18 protein-coding genes are annotated in these 18,108 nt (G+C 67.0%); 10 read left to right on the top strand and 8 right to left on the bottom strand.

Translation table 11 applies throughout. The features are described 5' to 3' along the window. Positions 1-80: 80 nt before the first annotated feature. Positions 81-548 (bottom strand): MarR family winged helix-turn-helix transcriptional regulator, encoded by a 468-nt coding sequence (locus tag Q5Z10_RS11355; RefSeq protein ID WP_303635538.1) that lies wholly within the window; start codon positions 546-548, stop codon positions 81-83. Positions 549-593: 45 nt separating this feature from the next. Between Q5Z10_RS11355 and Q5Z10_RS11350 the strand changes: the two genes are divergently transcribed. The 3 genes from Q5Z10_RS11350 to Q5Z10_RS11340 all read left to right on the top strand — a co-directional run bounded on the left by Q5Z10_RS11350 (position 594) and on the right by Q5Z10_RS11340 (position 3,219). Then, positions 594-1,232, top strand: coding sequence for a non-oxidative hydroxyarylic acid decarboxylases subunit B (locus Q5Z10_RS11350; protein WP_303635537.1), 639 nt, complete (start codon positions 594-596; stop codon positions 1,230-1,232). After that, a complete protein-coding gene (locus Q5Z10_RS11345; protein ID WP_303635536.1) occupies positions 1,229-2,719 on the top strand; it encodes a UbiD family decarboxylase in 1,491 nt (496 codons plus the stop codon). The genes Q5Z10_RS11350 and Q5Z10_RS11345 overlap by 4 nt, the downstream gene beginning before the upstream one ends. Before the next feature lie 65 nt (positions 2,720-2,784). After that, positions 2,785-3,219, top strand: a complete 435-nt coding sequence (locus Q5Z10_RS11340; protein WP_303635535.1) for a PNPOx family protein — start codon at positions 2,785-2,787, stop codon at positions 3,217-3,219. Between the two features lie 18 nt (positions 3,220-3,237). Here the strand turns inward: Q5Z10_RS11340 and Q5Z10_RS11335 are convergent, their stop codons facing one another. Genes Q5Z10_RS11335 through Q5Z10_RS11325 form a run of 3 tightly spaced genes read right to left on the bottom strand, consistent with a single transcriptional unit; the run spans position 3,238 to position 7,146 of the window. Further along, complete coding sequence (locus Q5Z10_RS11335; RefSeq protein ID WP_303635534.1) at positions 3,238-4,626, bottom strand: cytochrome c; 1,389 nt, start codon at positions 4,624-4,626, stop codon at positions 3,238-3,240. 10 nt (positions 4,627-4,636) lie between these two features. Then, entirely contained in the window at positions 4,637-6,412 is a 1,776-nt protein-coding gene (locus tag Q5Z10_RS11330) for a GMC family oxidoreductase (protein ID WP_303635533.1), read from the bottom strand. A 5-nt stretch (positions 6,413-6,417) separates the two neighbouring features. After that, positions 6,418-7,146: a gluconate 2-dehydrogenase subunit 3 family protein gene (locus Q5Z10_RS11325; protein WP_303635532.1), complete on the bottom strand. Its 729-nt coding sequence runs from the start codon at positions 7,144-7,146 to the stop codon at positions 6,418-6,420. Between the two features lie 186 nt (positions 7,147-7,332). On the opposite strand from Q5Z10_RS11325, the gene Q5Z10_RS11320 reads away from it, so the two are divergent. Further along, positions 7,333-8,247, top strand: a complete 915-nt coding sequence (locus tag Q5Z10_RS11320; protein ID WP_303635531.1) for a LysR family transcriptional regulator — start codon at positions 7,333-7,335, stop codon at positions 8,245-8,247. A gap of 128 nt (positions 8,248-8,375) precedes the next feature. On the opposite strand, the gene Q5Z10_RS11315 is transcribed toward Q5Z10_RS11320, so the two are convergent. Continuing rightward, positions 8,376-8,819 (bottom strand): RidA family protein, encoded by a 444-nt coding sequence (locus Q5Z10_RS11315; protein ID WP_303635530.1) that lies wholly within the window; start codon positions 8,817-8,819, stop codon positions 8,376-8,378. Positions 8,820-9,140: 321 nt separating this feature from the next. Here Q5Z10_RS11315 and paoA point away from each other — a divergent pair, with 321 nt between their 5' ends. From paoA to Q5Z10_RS11290, 5 genes are read left to right on the top strand one after another with little or no spacing between them, the layout of a single operon-like run. Then, positions 9,141-9,788 carry an aldehyde dehydrogenase iron-sulfur subunit PaoA gene (paoA, locus tag Q5Z10_RS11310; protein ID WP_303635529.1) on the top strand — a complete coding sequence of 216 codons (648 nt, stop codon included), beginning with the start codon at positions 9,141-9,143 and terminating at the stop codon, positions 9,786-9,788. Further along, positions 9,785-10,735, top strand: coding sequence for an FAD binding domain-containing protein (locus tag Q5Z10_RS11305; protein WP_303635528.1), 951 nt, complete (start codon positions 9,785-9,787; stop codon positions 10,733-10,735). Before paoA ends, Q5Z10_RS11305 begins: the two co-directional genes overlap by 4 nt. Beyond that, positions 10,735-12,939 (top strand): aldehyde oxidoreductase molybdenum-binding subunit PaoC, encoded by a 2,205-nt coding sequence (gene paoC / locus Q5Z10_RS11300; RefSeq protein ID WP_303635527.1) that lies wholly within the window; start codon positions 10,735-10,737, stop codon positions 12,937-12,939. The genes Q5Z10_RS11305 and paoC overlap by 1 nt, the downstream gene beginning before the upstream one ends. A gap of 9 nt (positions 12,940-12,948) precedes the next feature. Then, positions 12,949-14,010, top strand: a complete 1,062-nt coding sequence (locus Q5Z10_RS11295) for an XdhC family protein (RefSeq protein ID WP_303635526.1) — start codon at positions 12,949-12,951, stop codon at positions 14,008-14,010. Then, positions 13,986-14,612 carry a nucleotidyltransferase family protein gene (locus tag Q5Z10_RS11290; protein ID WP_303635525.1) on the top strand — a complete coding sequence of 209 codons (627 nt, stop codon included), beginning with the start codon at positions 13,986-13,988 and terminating at the stop codon, positions 14,610-14,612. The genes Q5Z10_RS11295 and Q5Z10_RS11290 overlap by 25 nt, the downstream gene beginning before the upstream one ends. A 9-nt stretch (positions 14,613-14,621) precedes the next feature. Here the strand turns inward: Q5Z10_RS11290 and Q5Z10_RS11285 are convergent, their stop codons facing one another. Continuing rightward, a complete protein-coding gene (locus Q5Z10_RS11285; protein ID WP_303635524.1) occupies positions 14,622-15,269 on the bottom strand; it encodes a hypothetical protein in 648 nt (215 codons plus the stop codon). A 364-nt stretch (positions 15,270-15,633) separates the two neighbouring features. Further along, a complete protein-coding gene (locus tag Q5Z10_RS11280; protein ID WP_303635523.1) occupies positions 15,634-16,131 on the bottom strand; it encodes a MerR family transcriptional regulator in 498 nt (165 codons plus the stop codon). Between Q5Z10_RS11280 and Q5Z10_RS11275 the strand changes: the two genes are divergently transcribed. After that, positions 16,130-16,756 carry a cation efflux transmembrane domain-containing protein gene (locus tag Q5Z10_RS11275; RefSeq protein ID WP_303635522.1) on the top strand — a complete coding sequence of 209 codons (627 nt, stop codon included), beginning with the start codon at positions 16,130-16,132 and terminating at the stop codon, positions 16,754-16,756. The two genes, Q5Z10_RS11280 and Q5Z10_RS11275, sit on opposite strands and share 2 nt — an antisense overlap. Positions 16,757-16,894: 138 nt before the next feature. On the opposite strand, the gene Q5Z10_RS11270 is transcribed toward Q5Z10_RS11275, so the two are convergent. Beyond that, complete coding sequence (locus Q5Z10_RS11270) at positions 16,895-18,034, bottom strand: MFS transporter (RefSeq protein ID WP_303635521.1); 1,140 nt, start codon at positions 18,032-18,034, stop codon at positions 16,895-16,897. Between the last annotated feature and the right edge of the window lie 74 nt (positions 18,035-18,108).

Raw genomic sequence — 18,108 nt, 5'->3', positions numbered from 1 at the left:
GCTTCCGTCCCGGGCTGCGGTGGGTTGGCGATGCCGCAGGTGGCTGATGGGCGAAATCCGGGTTGCAAGCGGAGGCAACATCACGCGTCGATCTCCCGCACTCCGGCCAACCGGCTCAGCAGGTGGCCGAGCTGCTCACGTTCCTCCGCCGACAGGTTGGCGCCCACCTGGGTGTTGGCGCGCCGCGCCTGCGGGATGGTGGTCTCCAGCGCCTTGCGGCCATCGCGGGTAAGGGTGATCAGCTTGCGGCGCCGGTTCTCCGGATCAGGCCGCGCTGCCACCAGATCGGCCTGCACCATCTTTTCGACAACATAGGTTCCGGTCGCCTTGTCGATGCCGACGCGGCTACAGAGCGTCTGCTGGTCACAGGTTTCCATCTCGTCCAGCACGATCAGGGCGGCGTACTGCACCTGCGACAGGCCGCTGCTTACTTCCTCTCCCCAGCAGAGGGCGGTGCGCTGCGCAGCACGTCGGATCAGGTGCATCAGCGAGGTGGGCCCCTTCGGCCACAGGGGTGCGCCTTCGATCAGTTCGGCTTCGGTCGTCATCGGTCCTGTTGACATTGTTTGAACACGAACAGTATCGTACTCCACATGGATAGTACGTGTTCAAACTATAAACCCGAGAGCGGGCAGTACGGCGCAGCAGGCCTGCGCCTGGTGGTGGGCATGACCGGTGCCACCGGGGCGATTCTGGGCGTGCGCTTCCTGCAGGCCCTGCACGGGCTGGGCGTGGAAACCCACCTCATCGTCTCCAAATGGGCCCGCGCCACGCTGCAGATGGAAACCGACCACAAGGTGGACGAGGTGCTTGCGCTGGCGCACAAGGTCTACAGCGAGCGCGACCAGGCCGCGGCCATTTCCAGCGGCTCGTTCCACACCGACGGCATGGTCGTGGTCCCGTGCAGCATGAAGACCCTGGCCGCGATCCGCATGGGCTACGCCGATGAACTGGTGGCGCGGGCAGCCGACGTGACCCTGAAGGAACGGCGCCGCCTGGTGCTGGTGCCGCGCGAGGCACCGCTCAACGCCATTCACCTCGAAAACATGCTGGCCCTTACCCAGGCCGGCGCGCAGATGCTGCCGCCGATGCCCGCCTTCTACAACCGCCCCGAAACGGTGGACGACATCGTCAACCACATCATCTCGCGCCTGCTCGACCAGTTCGGTCTGGACAACGATCTGACCCGCCGCTGGAGCGGGGCGCGCACGCTTACCAAGGAGACACCATGACCCACTACAAAGACCTGCGCAGTTACCTGGACGCACTGGATGCGCTCGGCGACCTGGCCCACATCACCCGCGAAGTGGACGGCGACATGGAGCCGGGCGCGATCACCCGGCTGGCCTGCGAAACCGATGCACCGGCGCCATTGATGGAGAACATCCGCGGCGTCGCCGCAGGCTTCCGCATCCTCGGCGCACCGGCCGCGCGCTCCTCGCGCAAAGACATGCCGTATGCGCGCGTCGCGCTGTCGCTCGGCCTGGCGCCGGCATCGACCGTGCCGCAGATCGTCGATGCCCTGCTGGCCAACCGTGAACGCCCGGGCATCAAGCCGGTGCGCGTGGATGCCACCACCGCGCCGAGCCGCCAGCACATCCTGCGCGGCGACGACGCCAACCTCGACCGCTTCCCGATCCCGTTCGCGCACGACAGCGACGGCGGCCGCTATGCCAACACCTGGGGCATGCTGATCGCCAGGACCCCGGACGGCCGCTGGACCAACTGGTCCATCGCACGGGTCATGAAGGTGGACGGCAAGCGCATGGCCGGGCTGATGGTGCCCAGCCAGCACATCGGCCAGATCTGGGGCGAGTGGGTGAAGCTGGGCAAGCCGATGCCCTACGCGCTGGTGCAGGGCGTTGCCCCGGCCATCGCCTGCGCCGCCGGCATTCCCATTCCCGCCGATGTGGACGAAGCCGACTACGTCGGCGCGCTGTGGGGCGAGGGCATTGAAGTAGTGCCGGGCCTGAGCGTGGATCTGGACGTACCGGCGCATGCCGAGGTGGTGATCGAGGGCCACGTTTCCATCGAGCGCGACTGCCCCGAGGGCCCCTACGGCGAGTACTCCGGCTATCTTGGCAGCGAGTCGTCCCTGCAGCCGACCTTCCACATCGAGACCATCAGCTACCGTGACGACCCGATCTGGCCGCTGGTGGTGGCCGGCCGCCCTGCGGACGAGTCGCACACCCTCTGGGCGATGGGCATGGCGGCCGATGCGATGGCCCTGCTGCGTGCAGCCGGCCTGCCGGTGACCACCGCCTGGGCGCCCGAGGAATCGGCGGTGCACTGGTTCGTGGTGGTGGTGCCGAACAACTGGCGCGAACTGCTGCCCGGTACCACGACCGAACAGTTCGCGCGCAGGGTGGGCGAGGTCCTGTTCTCGGCCAGCTCGCTGGTGTTCATCCCCAAGATCTTCCTGGTGGACGAGGACATTGATCCAACGAAGATCGCCGACGTCGCCTGGGCACTGGCCACACGCGTGCATCCGCAGCGGCGCCAGGTGGTGTTCCCCGCTGCGAAGGTGGTCTCGCTGGCGCACTGCTACGAGAACGATGAGTACGAGAGCGGCCGCGGCCCGAAGGTGGTGTATGACACGCTGCAGCTGCCGATCGGCGAGGGGCGCATGCGCCACGCTTCCTTCGCGCAGGGCTACAGCGAAGACGTGCGCCAACGCGTGCTGGCCCACTGGGCCGATGACATGCGCACCCCGCGCTGAACGCGTTCCGGGCGGCACCTGGCAGATGGCCGGTGTCGCCCGATGGATCAGGAGCCCCCATGGTCATGCCCGTTGCATTCAGCAAGCGCATCGATGCGTTGCTGGATGAATTCCACGTACTGTCCCTGTCCGCCTGCGACGGCACGTCACACTGGGCGGCGCCGCTGTTCTATGTGTTCGACCCGCAGAATGCGCGTCTGGTGCTGGTCACCGACCCGGCCACCGAACACGGCACGCTGATGCTGCGCCGTGCCGAGGTGGTGGTGACCATGGCCGGTGGCGGCAGCGCGATCGACCAGCTTCGTGGCCTGCAGATGCGGGGGCAGGTGACCCGGCTGCCCCAGGCCCGCACCGATGGCGGCGCGGTGCTGTACCAGCAGCGGTTCAAGGTGCCGGTGGCCTTGTCGCCGGTGTACTGGCAGTTCATACCGGACTTCATCAAGGCCACCGACAACCGGGTGCGCTTTGGCTACAAGGAACGCTGGCCTGCAGCCGTGTAGAACCACGCGCGGCGCAGTCTACTTCGCAGACTTCCCTTCCGAATCAGCCCCGGACGGATCGTGTGCGGGCACCGCATGCGCGCGCTCCTTTTCCAGCTGCGCCCGCACCTTCCTGGCTTGCCCCGCATCCACCGCAGAAGCCGTGTTGCCGAACTCCTGGCGGACGAACGTGGCCAGCTGGGCGATCTCTTCATCGCTCAGGCGCTCCGCGAAGCCCGGCATGCCCAGGTTGGACGGACGCTTGGCAGTGGAAGGCAGTTCACTGCCGTGCAGCAGCAGGCGGATCACCGATGTCGGGTCATCGGCCAGCACGGTCGGGTTGCCGGCAATGCTGGGGAACACGTTCCTGTAACCGTGGGCATCGGTGCGGTGGCAGGCGGCGCAGTTGTCCACGAACAGCTCGGCACCGCGGCTGTCGTTGATGCCAGCCTGCAGCTTGCGCGCCGTCGCATCACTGGCAGCAAACGAGGACGGATCGTGGCCGCTGGCCGGCAGCTGCTTCAGGTAGACGGCCATGGCGCGTAGATCGTCCTCGGTCAGCATCTGCGTGCTGTGCACCACCACGTCGGCCATCGGCGTGCCCACCACCGTGCTGTGCGCGTTGCGGCCGGTCTGCAGCGTGTCCACGATGTCCTGCTCGCTCCAGCGGCCCAGGCCATCGGCCGGATTGCCGCGCAGGTTCACTGCGTTCCAGCCATCGATGATCTGCCCGCCGCTCAGATACGCAGCGCCGGATTCGTCCAGCGCCTTCTCCTGCAGCGCGAATCCACGCGGGGTGTGGCAGCTGCCGCAGTGGCCCAGCCCCTGCACCAGGTACGCACCGCGTGCCAGCTGCGGGTCGCCGTAGCGGCCCGGATCGAAAGCCACCGCCTCTGCGTCGGGGGCAAAAGTCTTGCGCCAGATCGCCAACGGCCAGCGCATCGACAGCGGCCAGGTGATCTCCACCGGCATGTTGGCTTGCTTCACCGGAGCAATGTCGCCGTGCAGGAAGTAGGCATGCAGCGCCCGCACATCATCATCGGTAATGCGCGCATACGAGGGGTAGGGCATGGCCGGGTACAGGGTGCGGCCGTCCGCTGCGATGCCGTGGCGCACCGCGCGGTCGAAGTCATCCAGCGAGTAGCTGCCGATGCCGGTGTCCTTGTCCGGGGTGATGTTGGTGCTGTAGATGTTGCCCAGAGGCGAGGCCACTGGCAGCCCACCCGCGAACGGCTTTCCGCCCGGCCGGGTATGGCAGGCCGTACAGTCGCCGGCCGCCGCCAGATAGCGGCCGCGCTCGATCAGGGCCGCGTCCGCTGCAGGGCCATCGGCAAGCACCCGGGTGCGGGTCGGCACGAAGGCGTAGGCGAGGGCGGCCAGCAGCACGACCACGCCGATCGCCACGATCCAGAGGAACAGCTTTTTCATGGATGCGTCCTCAGGCCTGTACCAGCGGGCCCGGATCGGGCAGATACTTTTCGCGGATCGCCGTGGCTGCCCAGTACGCCAGCCCACCCACCAGCCCGGTGGGGTTGTAGCCGTTGTTCTGCGGGAACGCGTTGGCGCCAATCACGAAAACGTTGGAGACATCCCAGCTCTGCAGGTAGCGGTTCAGCGCGGACGTCTTCGGGTCCGCGCCCATGATCGCGCCACCGCAGGTGTGCGTGCTCTGGTACTTGGTGATGTTGTAGCGCTCGCCATCCTTCTTGGCATCGCCGCTCATCGACAGCGGGTCCAGCACCCTGCTCATCTGCATGGCTTTGTCCACGAAGAACTGCGAGGCCTTGATCTCGTTCGGGTGCCAATCAAAGGTCATGCGCAGCAGCGGTCGGCCGAAGGCATCCTTGTAGGTGGGGTCCAGGCTCAGGTAGTGCTGCCGGTAGGACATGCACGCACCCTGCACCTCGTAATAGAAGTTGTGGCGGAAGTTGTCCGCCGCCGCCTTCTTCCACTTCGCGCCCCAGGCCGGCGTGCCGCTGGGCACGTTGATGCCACGCACCGGGCCCGCACCGGGCTGCCGCGCCCACACCAGGCCGCCGCCCACGAAGCCGGCCTTGGCGTTGTCCAGCTGGTTGCCATTGAGGTCGTCCATGGTGGTGCCGGCGCCGCCAATGCCGATGAAACCGTTGGCCTGCACCGTCTGGTCGAAGAACAGCACCACGCGGTTGAGGTTCTGGTAGGAGTAGTTGCGGCCCACCGTGCCGGTGTTGCTTTCCGGGTCGTAAGGCTGGCCGATGCCCGACAGCAGCATCAGGTGCACGTTGTACAGCTGGAACGCGCACAGCAGCACCATGTCCGCCGGCTGCTCCACTTCGCGGCCCTGCGCGTCCAGGTAGGTCACGCCGGTGGCCTTGCTGCGGCTGCCGTCCAGGTTCACCTTCAGCACCTGCGAGTGGGTGCGCAGCTCGAACTTCGGGCGCTGGCGCAGCACCGGCAGGATGCAGGCGTTCGGGCTGGCCTTGGAATAGTTCAGGCAGCCGTAATCGCTGCAGAAACCACAGGCATTGCACGGCCCCAGCTGGCAGCCGTAGGGGTTCACATAGGGACCGGACGCGTTGGAAGCGGGGATGGGGTAGGGGTGCCAGCCCATTTCCTTGGCCGCCTTGTAGAACAGCTCGCCGCCCAGGTAGTTCGGGTTGGGGCCCAGCGGGTACTCGGCCGAGCGCGAACCCTCGAACGGGTTGCCGCCCGGCTGCACCACGCCATTGACCACGCCGGCCTTGCCGGAGGTGCCGCACACCAGCTCGAACATGTGCAGGTGCGGCTCCAGCTCGGCATAGGTCACCGGGAAATCCTGGATCGTCATGTCGGCCGGAATGAAGGCCTTGCCATACCGTTCTTCCACGTTGCTGCGCAGCTTCATGTCTTCCGGCAGCGGGCGGAAATGCGCGCCGGACCAGTGGCTGCCGGCGCCGCCCACGCCGGTACCCGGCTTGAACGACCCCATCTGCCGGTACGGCACGGCCGTATCGGAGGTCTTGTGGCGGATGGTCACCGTTTCCTGCGACAGGCTCTGCAGGTAGCGGCGGTGCACCGAGCCTTCCAGTTCGTCCACCACCTTGGGGTAGGCAAAATCAGGCTGGGTATCGCGGTCGCCGCCGCGCTCCAGCGCCACCACGTGCAGGCCGGCGTCGGTCAGTTCCTTGGCCAGGATCGCGCCCGTCCAGCCCATGCCGACAATGACCGCGTCGACCTTCGGTTTCACGATTGCCATCTGCTTCAGCCTCTCCGTCCAGCCAGATCCACGGGCGGCAAGGGATAGGCCTTGTCCCGTACGCCGATCCAATCCAGGTAATCGGCGCGCATGCCGGGGTAGCCGATCATCTTCCAGGCCCCCATGTCCTTGTTCGCGCCGTACTTCGGATCGGCGAAGTAGCCGTTCTTCACCTCACCGAGCAGGTTGGAGAAGAACAACTTGCTGGAAATACCGTCCAGTTCCAGCTTGCCGCTCTCGGCCGCCTTCAGCAGGGTCTCCTGTTGGGCAGGATCCAGCTGGGCGAACGTCTTGCCCTGGAACTGCGTGCGGCAGTGCGCATCGAAGGCGCCGATGCCCACCCGCAGGATGTCGCGCAGCGCCAGCTTGCCCTGGTAGCCGAATTCGCTCGGCGCTTCCAGGAACGGGCCCTGCATGTACCAGATGTCACCGGCCGCGTAGGGCGTCTGCATGTGGCGATCGAGGAACTCGGGCACCCCCGATTCCACCGCCCCGGGGCCCACTTCGTCGGAGGGGATCAGCCGGTCACAGGCCGCCACCACGAAGGCCCACTCCGCCGCGTTGAAGAACTGCGGGGCGTACGGCGCGCCCGCATCGGCCCCGTCGGAGCGTTGCGCCGGGCCGTCGCCCAGGCTGCAGCCCGGCAGCGCGGCGGCGACGGGAATCAGGGTGAGACCCTGGAAAAAACGGCGGCGCGTCAGCGCCGGCGGGGTGTGGTCGGGGTCGTCTTTCATGGTCTGGCTACCTGGAGGGTGGCTGTTGTGACGCATCGCGCACGCCCCGGTCAGGGCCGGCTCCGCATTCACAGTGTCGCGCCGGGCCGAACCCGACATCTTTGATGAACCCATTGTGTGTATGCAGCACAGTTTCCGTAATGGCAGTATGGGAAAGGAACTGTTGCCCCAACGGAAAAAAGCACTGTGATCGATGACCTCCACGAGCTGCGCACCTTCGAGCGCATCGTGCACGGCGGCAGCCTGTCCGCCGCCGCACGGGAACTGGGGGTGTCCTTGGCCGTGGTGAGCAAGCGGCTCACCTCACTGGAGCGCCGGCTGAAGGTGCGGCTGCTCAACCGCAGTACGCGCCGCGCGTCGTTGACCGACGAAGGGACGCTGTTCCTTGCGCATTGCCGGAACGTGCTGGATGCCGTGGAGGCCGCGGAGGCTGCGTTGCAGCAGCGCCAGGACGTGGTTGCCGGCGTTCTGAGGATCACCGCGCCGAACGGGTTCGGGCGCCGGCACGTGGTCCCGGCGGTACGCAGTTTCCAGAAGGCCCACCCCGGCGTGCGGGTGCACCTGTCGCTGCGCGACGAAGTGGTGGATCTGGTGGGCGAGGGCATCGAACTGGCCCTGCGCTACGGCACGCTGGACGATTCGCGGCTGGTAGCGCGGCAACTGGCGCCCAACCGGCGGGTGCTGTGCGCATCGCCGGAGTATCTGCAGCGACGGGGCGTGCCGCGCCGCATTTCAGATCTGCAGGGGCATGACTGCATCGCCAGTGGCAATCCGCCGGTCAGCCATTGGCGCTTCCTGGAAGGCGGCCGCACCATCGCCGTGCCGCTCGATGCCACCACCCTGTGCGACGACGGCGAAGTGGCGCAGCTGATGGCGGTGCAGGGCGCCGGCATCGCACGCAAATCCATCTGGGATGTGGCGGAGGATCTGCAGGCGGGGCGGCTGGTGGAAGTGCTGCCCGACCACGCACTGGCCACCTCGCCGCTGAGCGCCGTGCATGGCCCCGGCAAGCAGCTGGCGCCCCGGGTGCGTGTGTTCCTCGACCATCTGCTGCGCCACCTGCGGACGACCATCGCCTGGCGCTACGCAACGGACGCGTAGCGTCGGGCCTGTTCCGCCCTCCTGCCTCTGGCTGTAGCGGCAACTTCATTGCGCGCCTTGACGGCATCTTCAAGTGTGCACGCACGCGCTCCATGCGGCGCCAGAGCGGTTCCGCGTCAGGGGCCGTGCTACGAGCGCACTTCAGCGCGGAAGGTGATCTCGATCAGCTGCTCAGGGAAGGCGAGCGCGGAAACCCCGATCAGGTTGCTGGCGACCTGCGGGACAGGCTGGCCATAGACTGCGGGCCTCACCTTGCCGCTGGCAGCGAACGCGGCCGGCACGTCGATGACGAACAGGGTTTCCTCCACCACATCCGCCAGCGACCCGCCCAGCTCGGCCAGCAGCACCTGCGCGTTCTCATAGGTCCGCTTCATCTGCGCCTCCATGGTGTCGAAGTTGGCCGGCTTTCCATCGGCCCCTAGAGCGGCCGGCGCCACCAGCCGCCCCTCCGGCGTGTGCGAGAGCTGGCCCGACACGAAGATCGAGTTGTCCACGCGTACGGCCTGCACATAACCATAGGCCGTTTCCCACGGTACGCCGAAGCTGGCCGTCTTGCGGTTGGAGGTTTCCATTGCGTTGTCCTTCCCATAGTGAAGGCGCCAGTCTGTCGGCAGGCGCTGCTCCCCGCCTGCCCCGAACGGGTGATGCAGCAGTGTCGGCATGGGCCTCGGGCGTCCGTTACCGGCCCGTCTACCGGCAGCAACCTTCCGATCCACGGCGGCGACACTGCCCATGTGTTCGCTGATCCCGATGCCGGCACGCCATCGACAGGCTTCACAGATCTGTACCACACAGACGGGCATAGTGGCCCGTGGGTAGTGTGAGCGCGTCCATCCAGCCACGGGGGTTTCCCCGAACGCCAGGAGGTCACTGTGCCAAGTTGGGATGAAGGAATGAAGTTGACGCGTCGCCAGGTGATCGCCGGCGGCGCCACGACCGTGGCGATGTCCGCCGCACCGGGGGCGTCATCGCTCGCCGCCGAACTGGCGGCGTCCCCGCCGCCCAGGCCGCCGGTCATCAGCACGGTGGCGTTGACCGTCAACGGCGCGCGCCGGGAGCTTGAACTCGACACGCGGACCACGCTGCTCGATGCCCTGCGCGAACATCTGAAGCTGACCGGGACCAAGAAGGGCTGCGACCACGGTCAATGCGGCGCCTGTACCGTGCTGGTCAACGGTGAGCGCATCAATGCCTGCCTCAGCCTGGCGGTGCAGCACCAGGGCGATGCCATCACCACCATCGAAGGCCTCGGAACCCCCGATGACCTGCATCCGATGCAGGCCGCCTTCATCAAGCATGATGGCTACCAGTGCGGGTATTGCACGCCGGGGCAGATCTGCTCGGCGGTGGCGGTACTGGACGAGATCAAGCGCGGTGTCCCCAGCCATGTGCAGGCGGACGTCAGCGCACGGCCCCGGGCCACCAACATGGAAATGCGCGAACGCATGAGCGGCAACCTCTGCCGCTGCGGCGCCTATTCCAACATTGCCGAGGCGATGGAAGAGGTCGCTGGCGTGACCGCTGCGGGGAGGCGCTCATGAGGGCCTTCAGTTACGAACGCGCGAAATCCCCGGCCGAGGCCGCCAAGGCCGTCGCCGGTACCGAGGGCGCGAAGTTCCTGGCCGGAGGGACCAACCTGCTCGACCTGATGAAGCTGGAGGTCGAGACGCCAGCGCACCTGGTCGACGTGCAGGACATCGGCCTGGACAGGATCGAACCCACCGACGAGGGCGGCCTGCGCATCGGCACGCTGGTCACCAATACCGCGCTGGCCTCGCATGAGCGCGTGCGCCGCGACTACGCGGTGCTGACCCGCGCCATCGTGGCCGGCGCCTCCGGGCAGCTGCGCAACAAGGCCACCACCGGCGGCAACCTGCTGCAGCGCACCCGCTGCCCGTATTTCTACGACCCCAATCTGCCCTGCAACAAGCGCCTGCCCGGATCAGGCTGCGGCGCGCTCGAAGGATTCTCCCGGCAGTTGGGCGTGATCGGCACCTCGGACAGCTGCATCGCGACCTATCCGGGCGACATGGCGGTGGCCCTGCGGGTGCTGGACGCCTCGATCCAGACCGTCAAGGGTGATGGCAGCACGCGCAGTATTCCCATTGCCGACTTCCATCGCTCCCCCGGCGACAAGCCGCAGCAGGACAACGTGCTGCAGCGCGGTGAGCTGATCACCCACGTTACGCTGCCCGAACCGCTGGGCGGTCGGCACGTGTACCACAAGGTACGTGACCGCGCGTCCTATGCGTTCGCACTGGTGTCGGTCGCCGCGGTCGTGCAGCGAGACGGCTCGGCGCGGTTCGCCTTCGGTGGGGTTGCGCCGAAGCCGTGGCGCGTCGAGGCCGCCGAACCCCTGCTGCGCGACGGCGTGAAGGCCGCGACCCGGCAGGTGTTCGCCGGCGCCCGTCCAACGCGGGAGAACGCGTTCAAGATCGCGCTCGCCGAGCGCACCCTCGCAGCCGTGCTGGTGGAAGGAGAGCGCTGATGCCCCTTGAATTCAACGCCCCCGCCGGCGACAACCTGTTCGACAAGGCCAAGGTCGTCGGCAAGTCGACGCCGCGCATCGACGGTCCACGCAAGACCACCGGCACCGCCCCCTATGCCTACGAGCGCCATGACGTCGCGCCGAACCAGGCCTACGGCTACATCGTCGGCGCGGGCATCGGCAAGGGGCGCATCATTTCGATGGATGCCTCCCGCGCACGTGCCGCGCCCGGCGTGCTGGCGGTCATCACCGCACCGGAAACCAAGCCGGTCGGCAAATCGAACTGGAACAATGCGCCGCTGTTCGGCGGCCCCGAGGTTGCCCATTACCACCAGGCGATTGCCTGCGTGGTGGCAGAGACCTTCGAGCAGGCCCGCGCCGCTGCGGCGCTGATCCGCACCCGCTACGAGCGCGGCAAGGGCCGCTTCGATTTCCCCGCCCTGGCGCCGTCCGCGCCGCTGGCAAAGGGGCGCGACGGCAAGCCCGACCGGCAGGCGCTCGGCGATTTCGACAGCGCCTACGCGAGCGCTGCGGTCAAGCTCGACGAGACGTACCACACCTCCGACGAAAGTCATTCGATGATGGAGCCGCACGCCACCATCGCCGCCTGGGAGGGCGACACGCTCACGGTGTGGACGGCGAACCAGATGATCGACTGGGCCAGGCAGGGCATGGCGGCCATCCTCGGCATCGACCCCGAGAAGGTGCGTGTGGACTCGCCCTATATCGGCGGCGGCTTCGGCGGCAAGCTGTTCATCCGTGCCGACGCGGTGCTGGCCGCGCTGGCGGCCAAGCAGGTCGGGCGGCCGGTGAAGATCGCGCTGCAACGCCCGTTGATGCCCAACAACACCACGCACCGGCACGCCACGCTCCAGCGCGTGCGGATCGGCTGCGGCAAGGATGGCCGGATCTCCGCCATCGCCCATGAGAACTGGTCGGGCAACATCAACGGCGAGGATGGCGAAAACGGCACCCTGCAGACGCCCAAGCTCTATGCAGGCGCCAACCGCGTGGTGGCCAACTACATCGCCACGCTCGACATGCCCGAAGGCAATGCGATGCGCGCGCCGGGCGAAGCACCGGGCCACATGGCGCTGGAAGTGGCGATGGACGAAATGGCCGAGAAGCTGGGCCTCGACCCGATCGCGTTCCGCATCCTCAACGAGCCCGAGGTCGTGCCCGGCGATCCATCCAAGAAGTTCTCCGACCGCAACCTGGTGCGCTGCCTGCGCGAAGGCGCGGAGCGCTTCAACTGGAACAAGCGCAACGCAAAGCCGGCGCAGGTCAGGGAAGGGCACTGGCTGGTCGGCATGGGCGTGTCCGCGGGCTATCGCGGCGCACCGACGATGAAGTCGGCGGCGCGGGTCCGGCTCGACGGCCAGGGCGGGGTGATCGTGGAAACCGACATGACCGACATCGGCACGGGCTCCTACACGATCATCGCGCAGACGGCGGCCGAGACGATGGGCGTGGCGCTGGACCGGGTCCAGGTGACCCTCGGCGACTCCCGCCATCCGGCCTCCGCCGGTTCCGGTGGCCAGTGGGGCGCGGCAAGCTCCACCGCAGGCGTGTACGCGGCGTGCGTCAGCCTGCGCCGCAAGGTGGGCGAGAAGCTCGGCTTCGACGGCGACACCGCAAGCTTCGCCAATGGCCGCATCCAGGCGGGTGGGCGGACCATTGACCTGGCCGAGGCGGGCACACTGTCGGCGGAGGACGGCATTGCCTTCGGTGACTTCAAGCAAGGCTACGACGTCGGCACCTATGCAGGGCATTTCTGCGAGGTCGCGGTGCATGCCTACACCGGAGAGACGCGCATTCGCCGCATGCTGGCGGTATGCGATGGCGGCCGGATCCTCAATCCGCTGTCGGCACGCAGCCAGGTGATCGGCGGGATGGTGATGGGCGCGGGTGCGACGCTGATGGAGGAACTGGTGGTCGACACGCGGCTTGGCTTGTTCATCAACCACGACCTGGCCGGCTACGAGGTTCCCGTGCACGCCGATATTCCGTACCAGGAAGTGGTCTTCCTCGACACGCTGGATCCGGTGATCTCGCCGATGAAGGCCAAGGGCGTGGGTGAGCTGGGCATCTGCGGGGTCGGTGCCGCGATCGCCAATGCGGTCTACAACGCAACCGGCGTGCGCGTGCGCAACTATCCCATCACCCTGGACAAGCTGTTGCCCGGCTTGCCCGACGTAGGCTGACCGTTGCGCATGGACCGACCCGCAGCCTCGCCCGCCCTGGAGGCCTCCGCGGCAGGCCGAGGGGAGCCCGGCGAACTTGCCGGGCACCTGTCCGCAGCGCCGGACTTCCTCACCGAAGGCAGCCCGCGCGGCGTGCTCGAGGCGGCAGTGACGCACCTGCGCGCACGGCAGCACGTCGTGCTTGCGCTGGTACTGGAAACCGAAGGCTCCACCTACGCCGGCGCCGGCGACATGGTGCTGTTCTGCAACGGCAGCCAGACCGGCTGGTTGAGCGGCGGGTGCCTGGAGCCCGAGCTGGCGCGACGCGCGGAGCAGGTGAGCGCGGCAGGGCAGGTCGACTGGATCGAGATCGACACCCGCAGCGACGACGACCTGTTGAGTGGGTCCGCGCTCGGCTGCCGCGGCCGGCTTCGGATTGCGCTCCTGCCATTGCGTGCCATGACCGGCATCGACGCCGTGATCGAGGCCTGGCTGCGCGAGGGCGTGCCCCTCCAGCGCGAGCTTCGCGCATCGGGGCAGATCGTATTCCGCGCGGGCCATCGCGAGCAGGCGTGGCAGCTGCATCCGATGGACGGGGCGCAGCCCTTTGGCGAAGGCGCGTGGCGTTTGACCCTTCCCCGGCTTCCACGGGCCCTGGTGCTGGGTGGCGGTCCCGAAACGCCCTTCCTGGTTCCGTTACTGCGGGGGCTGGGATGGCGGGTCGGCGTGGCCGAACGGCGGGCGCGATGGGCCTCAGCGGGGCAGGGCGCGGATGCGCATCTCCAGGCCAGCCCGGCCGAGGCCCTCCATGCCGACCCGTGCGACGCGGTACTGGTGATGCATCACGATTTCGAACTGGACCGGGAGGCGCTGGTGGCCCTGGCCGATACCGAGGTTGCCTTCATTGGGCTGCTGGGTCCACGGCGAAGGCGCGAGGATCTGTTCAAGCTGCTGACTCCGGATCAGCGCAACCGCCTGTCCGCCAGGCTTCGGTCACCGGTCGGCCTCAACATCGGCGGGCGAGGGCCAGAGGCGATTGCGCTCAGCATCGCCGCACAGCTGCAGCAATGGCGCAGCACGGCCGGCAGGTGACGTCCGCGCATGCGGTGGTGGTACTTGCTGCGGGCGGCAGCACCCGGCTTGGCCAGCCCAAGCAGCTGCTGACCCGGCAGGGCGAGCCCCTGGTGCATCGCGTGGTACGGCTGGCGCTGGAGCTCGCGCCAGCGCAGGTGCTGGTCGTGGTGGGCGCGAACGCACAGGCCGTCTTATCCAGCATTGCCGGGCTGGATGCCATCCCGGTAACCAATCACCACTGGCAAGGCGGCCTGGCGAGCAGCCTGCAGGTGGCCGGCGCACACCTGCTGCCCACGGTGGCCGCGGTGATGGTCGTGGCCTGCGACCAGCCCGCGATCGAGCACTCCCATCTGCAGGCGTTGCTTTCGGGTGCCCGTGCTTCGGCGTCAGGGTGCGCGGGCACCTGTCACGGAAGCGCGCTCGGCGTTCCCGCGGTGGTGCCGCGCGCCTGGTTCACCCCTGTGGGTGCAACCGGTGACCGCGGCTTCGGAGCGCGCCTGCGGCAGCTTCCTGCCGATACGGTGCATGTCCTTCCAGCGCCGGAACTGAGCCTGGATATCGACACGCCAGCAGATCTCGCGCGAGCGCGCCTTGCGGGCTGGATCGACGCTGGCGATTGAGCCTGCGGATCATTCGCCGTCCGGCGTCAGCGCCATCACCTCGATGAAGCGCCCATTGGCATCGAAACTGCACCTGAAGCGCTTTACGCCTTCACTGCCCTTGTCGACCGTACCGCTGATCGCGCTGCCGCCGTTGGCCGCGCGCACCGGCTTGTCGGTCTTCACGTAGTTTGGCCGGGTACCGAACATGCCTGACACCTCGCCCCGGCAATACGCAGGCCTGTTGCCGGCCGTGATCGGATCACCCTTGCCCGTGGCGGCCTTCGCGGCAGGCGACGGCCCATGGGCCGTGGGCGCGCCATGCACCGCCACGGTCAGCGCATAGTTGGCCATCTCATTGCGCCGCGCCGCATTGCGCATGAGGTACACGCGGATGCGGTAGTCGCCCGAGGCCGGAAGCGTGCCGCTGAACGTGTCGCCCGAAGACGCGCCGACGAACAGTGCCGTATCCGAACCCGGCGGCAGCACGTTGAAATAGTTCGAGCCGTTCCGGGTTTCAAGTTTCACGTCCATCCGCTGCCCGGCGCGCGCGCCCACCAGGTAGTCGATCGTCTGCTCACCCTTGAGCGTGCCGGACAAGGTCTTCGACGAGGTGCCCTTGGCAAACTGCACGCGTTCGGAACTCACTTGCGCCTGCGCGCTGGTGCTCAGCGCCACAGCCAGGGCCAATGCGGTCATGCCGGCAAGCAGTTTCATGGAATACCCTCGCAGCCAGGTGGGATGTAGTGGGGGATCATGTTATCGCGCGTTGCAGGGCCAGCCGCGTCTTGGGGGGGACGCCCATTGCTATCCGCAGCAACAGCGCAACCTATCGCATGGCGCCCGGATCATACTGCTGGAAAAGTGACGACCATGGCAGGCCGGCATGCGTGCGCGGTTATCCGCCGCAGTGCACTCCCTGCGGCACGGCGCCCGCCGTTACCAGCAGCAGCCCAGGCAGCAGGATCATGGGGCGTCAGGGCAGCAAGGCCGCGCGGTGGCGAAGTAGCCCGGTGTTGTAGGCCTGGATGCGGCTACAAGGTCAAGCGGCAGGCTGCGGCTGAAGAGCTTCCAGTACCCTGCAATCGGCCACGCGGCCGCCCGGGCAATTGCCGATCATCCGCTCCAGCTCGCCCTGCAACGCCCGCAGGTCCTGGATCCGGCGCGTGATGTCTGCGATGTGCGCTTTCACCACATCGTCCACCGAGCTGCATTCGTGCTCCCGCTGTTCACCAAAGGCGATCAATTCGCGGATCTGTTCGATGGAGAAGCCCAATTCCCGGGCCCGGCGAACGAAAGACAGGCGCCTCTGGTCCTGGGCGCCGTAGTAGCGGTAGTTGCCCTCCGAGCGCAGCGGCGGCTGCAACAGGCCGATCTTTTCGTAATAGCGGATGGTCTCGGCCTTGGTGCCCGTCTGGCGGGCCAGCTGGCCGATGGTGAGGTGGCTGGGCATGGGCTTGACCTTGTAGGGGCTACAGGGTTGATAACCACTCTCCCACTCTTTTTCAAGCCTGGCCCCAGCCTGGCGGGAGACATCCATGGACCACTGCTGCGGCCACAAGCGCCAGGAACTGGAAGCGCTGGCCCTTCACAGTGCGCAGCGGCGCGTACTGGTGGCGGTACTCATCATCAACCTGGCGATGTTCTTCATCGAGTTCGGCGCGGGCATCGTTGCACGCTCAAGTGCCCTGCAGGCCGATGCCGTGGACATGCTGGGCGACGCGATCGTGTACGGCCTGAGCCTGTGGGCGGTGAATCGGGGGTCGCGCTGGGAGGCCGGTGCAGCCCTGGTCAAGGGGCTGCTGATCCTGGCCTTCTTTGTCTTCATCGTGGTGGAGGTGGTCAGCAAACTGGTCCACGGCGTGCCGCCTTCCAGCGGCTTGATGCTGGGGTTTGGAGCCATCGCGCTGCTGGCCAATCTGGTGTGCCTGGCACTGTTGTGGCGGTTCCGCGCGCTCAACATCAACATGAAAAGCACCTTCCAGTGTTCCCGCAATGATGTCGCCGCCAACATCGGTGTACTGGTGGCTGCCGCTGGCGTTGCGCTGACCGGAAGCGGCTGGCCAGATATCGCAGCAGGCGCAGTGATCGCGCTGCTGTTCCTGAAATCCGCGCTGGGCGTGATCGGCGAGGCGTGGCCGGCGTGGCGTACAGCGGTGAAGTAGCGAGGCGTTGGGGCAAGCGCCGGCTAGGACTGTGCTGCGCGGATGTCCGCTTCTGGCCGGAAGCGGACATAGTCGGTAAGGCAACTTGAAGTCGTTGCGCCAGATCCCGCCAATCCGGTGAGCTGTGCCCCCGTTCTCTCAAACCTTCAGCCACCGCGTAGACAGCGCGACACCCACCAACAGCGCGGCGACACCCATGAAGGCACCGATCAGCCCAATGCCGTGCGCGGCCAACCCAATCAATGCCGGACCAGCCAGAACGCCTGAGTAAGCGAGCGTGGTGACGGCCGTGATTGCGACGCCCTCTGGCATACGAGTCTGGTTGCCCGCCAGCGAGAACAGCGCGGGTACGATGTTTGCGCAGCCCAACCCCAGAAGAACATAGCCGACCAACGAGGCCTGCCAAGGTGTTACCCAGGTCAGTACGACGAAGCCTACCGTAGCCAAGAGAGCGCCTACGACGATGGAACGAATGCGTCCCAGGCGCTCGACTACGGAGTCACCGAAAAGCCGGGTAACCGTCATGGTGAGAGCGAAAGTGCCATAGCCCACCCCAGCCATGGAGGGTGTGACTTGGCGGACGTCAGCGAGGAATACGGCGCTCCAGTCGAGCATTGCGCCCTCCGCCAGGAAGACGATGAAGGCCAGAATCCCCAGGAAGAGAACGACGCCTTTAGGCCAGGCGATCATCGGACCATCCTGATGCAGCGGCTCTCCCCGCCAGTGCGAGGTCGCCAACGCGGCAAGTAGAGCCATTGCGGCACTTCCTGCGAAGCAAACCGCCAGCGGCCCTACGTGCGCGGAGAGCAATGCAGTCATCACTGCGGCGCCAACAAAGCCACCGATGCTGAAGAAGGCATGGAACCCGGACATCATCGCGCGGCCAGACTCCCGCTCAACGACAACCGCCTGCATGTTCATGACGCAGTCCATCGCTCCCATGCCAGCGCCGAATACGAACAGGCAGGCACCCAGTAGCCAGGGATTGGCCGCAATGGCCAGAAGCGGCAGGCTGGCGCAGATGATCATCGCGGTGGCAATCATTACGCGTCGACAACCGAATCTGCCCGCCAAGGCGCCGGCCACAGGCATTGCGGTGAGGGAGCCCGCTCCCAGGCACAGCAGGATCAGCCCAAGGACACCGTCATCAACGCCAGTCTTGGCCTTGGCAAACGGTACCAGCACCGCCCAGATCGCCGAAGCGAATCCAGGGATGAAGAACGCGGCGCGAGTTGCGTACTGCTGAGCTCGGGGGCTGAAGGTGGGTGCGATCGGCATGTGGACGGCTGCTGGATAGGAAGCGATCTGGCCCTATGTAAACGATTACATTTGGCCGTGTTTGCGGTACATTG

The organism is Stenotrophomonas sp. 704A1 (genome assembly GCF_030549525.1).
Lineage (GTDB): Bacteria > Pseudomonadota > Gammaproteobacteria > Xanthomonadales > Xanthomonadaceae > Stenotrophomonas > Stenotrophomonas tuberculopleuritidis.
This window is presented reverse-complemented; position numbering and strand designations above follow the sequence as displayed.

What these genes read in the sequence shown, in the direction of transcription:
- Q5Z10_RS11340 (WP_303635535.1), top strand. Translation starts at nt 2,785, where the DNA reads ATGCCCGTTGCATTCAGCAAGCGCATCGATGCGTTGCTGGATGAATTC.
- Q5Z10_RS11330 (WP_303635533.1), bottom strand. Translation starts at nt 6,412, where the DNA reads ATGGCAATCGTGAAACCGAAGGTCGACGCGGTCATTGTCGGCATGGGC.
- Q5Z10_RS11350 (WP_303635537.1), top strand. Translation starts at nt 594, where the DNA reads ATGGATAGTACGTGTTCAAACTATAAACCCGAGAGCGGGCAGTACGGC.
- Q5Z10_RS11325 (WP_303635532.1), bottom strand. Translation starts at nt 7,146, where the DNA reads ATGAAAGACGACCCCGACCACACCCCGCCGGCGCTGACGCGCCGCCGT.
- paoA (WP_303635529.1), top strand. Translation starts at nt 9,141, where the DNA reads ATGAAGTTGACGCGTCGCCAGGTGATCGCCGGCGGCGCCACGACCGTG.
- Q5Z10_RS11345 (WP_303635536.1), top strand. Translation starts at nt 1,229, where the DNA reads ATGACCCACTACAAAGACCTGCGCAGTTACCTGGACGCACTGGATGCG.
- Q5Z10_RS11295 (WP_303635526.1), top strand. Translation starts at nt 12,949, where the DNA reads ATGGACCGACCCGCAGCCTCGCCCGCCCTGGAGGCCTCCGCGGCAGGC.
- Q5Z10_RS11305 (WP_303635528.1), top strand. Translation starts at nt 9,785, where the DNA reads ATGAGGGCCTTCAGTTACGAACGCGCGAAATCCCCGGCCGAGGCCGCC.
- Q5Z10_RS11270 (WP_303635521.1), bottom strand. Translation starts at nt 18,034, where the DNA reads ATGCCGATCGCACCCACCTTCAGCCCCCGAGCTCAGCAGTACGCAACT.
- Q5Z10_RS11315 (WP_303635530.1), bottom strand. Translation starts at nt 8,819, where the DNA reads ATGGAAACCTCCAACCGCAAGACGGCCAGCTTCGGCGTACCGTGGGAA.
- Q5Z10_RS11355 (WP_303635538.1), bottom strand. Translation starts at nt 548, where the DNA reads ATGACGACCGAAGCCGAACTGATCGAAGGCGCACCCCTGTGGCCGAAG.
- Q5Z10_RS11280 (WP_303635523.1), bottom strand. Translation starts at nt 16,131, where the DNA reads ATGGATGTCTCCCGCCAGGCTGGGGCCAGGCTTGAAAAAGAGTGGGAG.
- Q5Z10_RS11290 (WP_303635525.1), top strand. Translation starts at nt 13,986, where the DNA reads ATGGCGCAGCACGGCCGGCAGGTGACGTCCGCGCATGCGGTGGTGGTA.
- Q5Z10_RS11335 (WP_303635534.1), bottom strand. Translation starts at nt 4,626, where the DNA reads ATGAAAAAGCTGTTCCTCTGGATCGTGGCGATCGGCGTGGTCGTGCTG.
- paoC (WP_303635527.1), top strand. Translation starts at nt 10,735, where the DNA reads ATGCCCCTTGAATTCAACGCCCCCGCCGGCGACAACCTGTTCGACAAG.
- Q5Z10_RS11275 (WP_303635522.1), top strand. Translation starts at nt 16,130, where the DNA reads ATGGACCACTGCTGCGGCCACAAGCGCCAGGAACTGGAAGCGCTGGCC.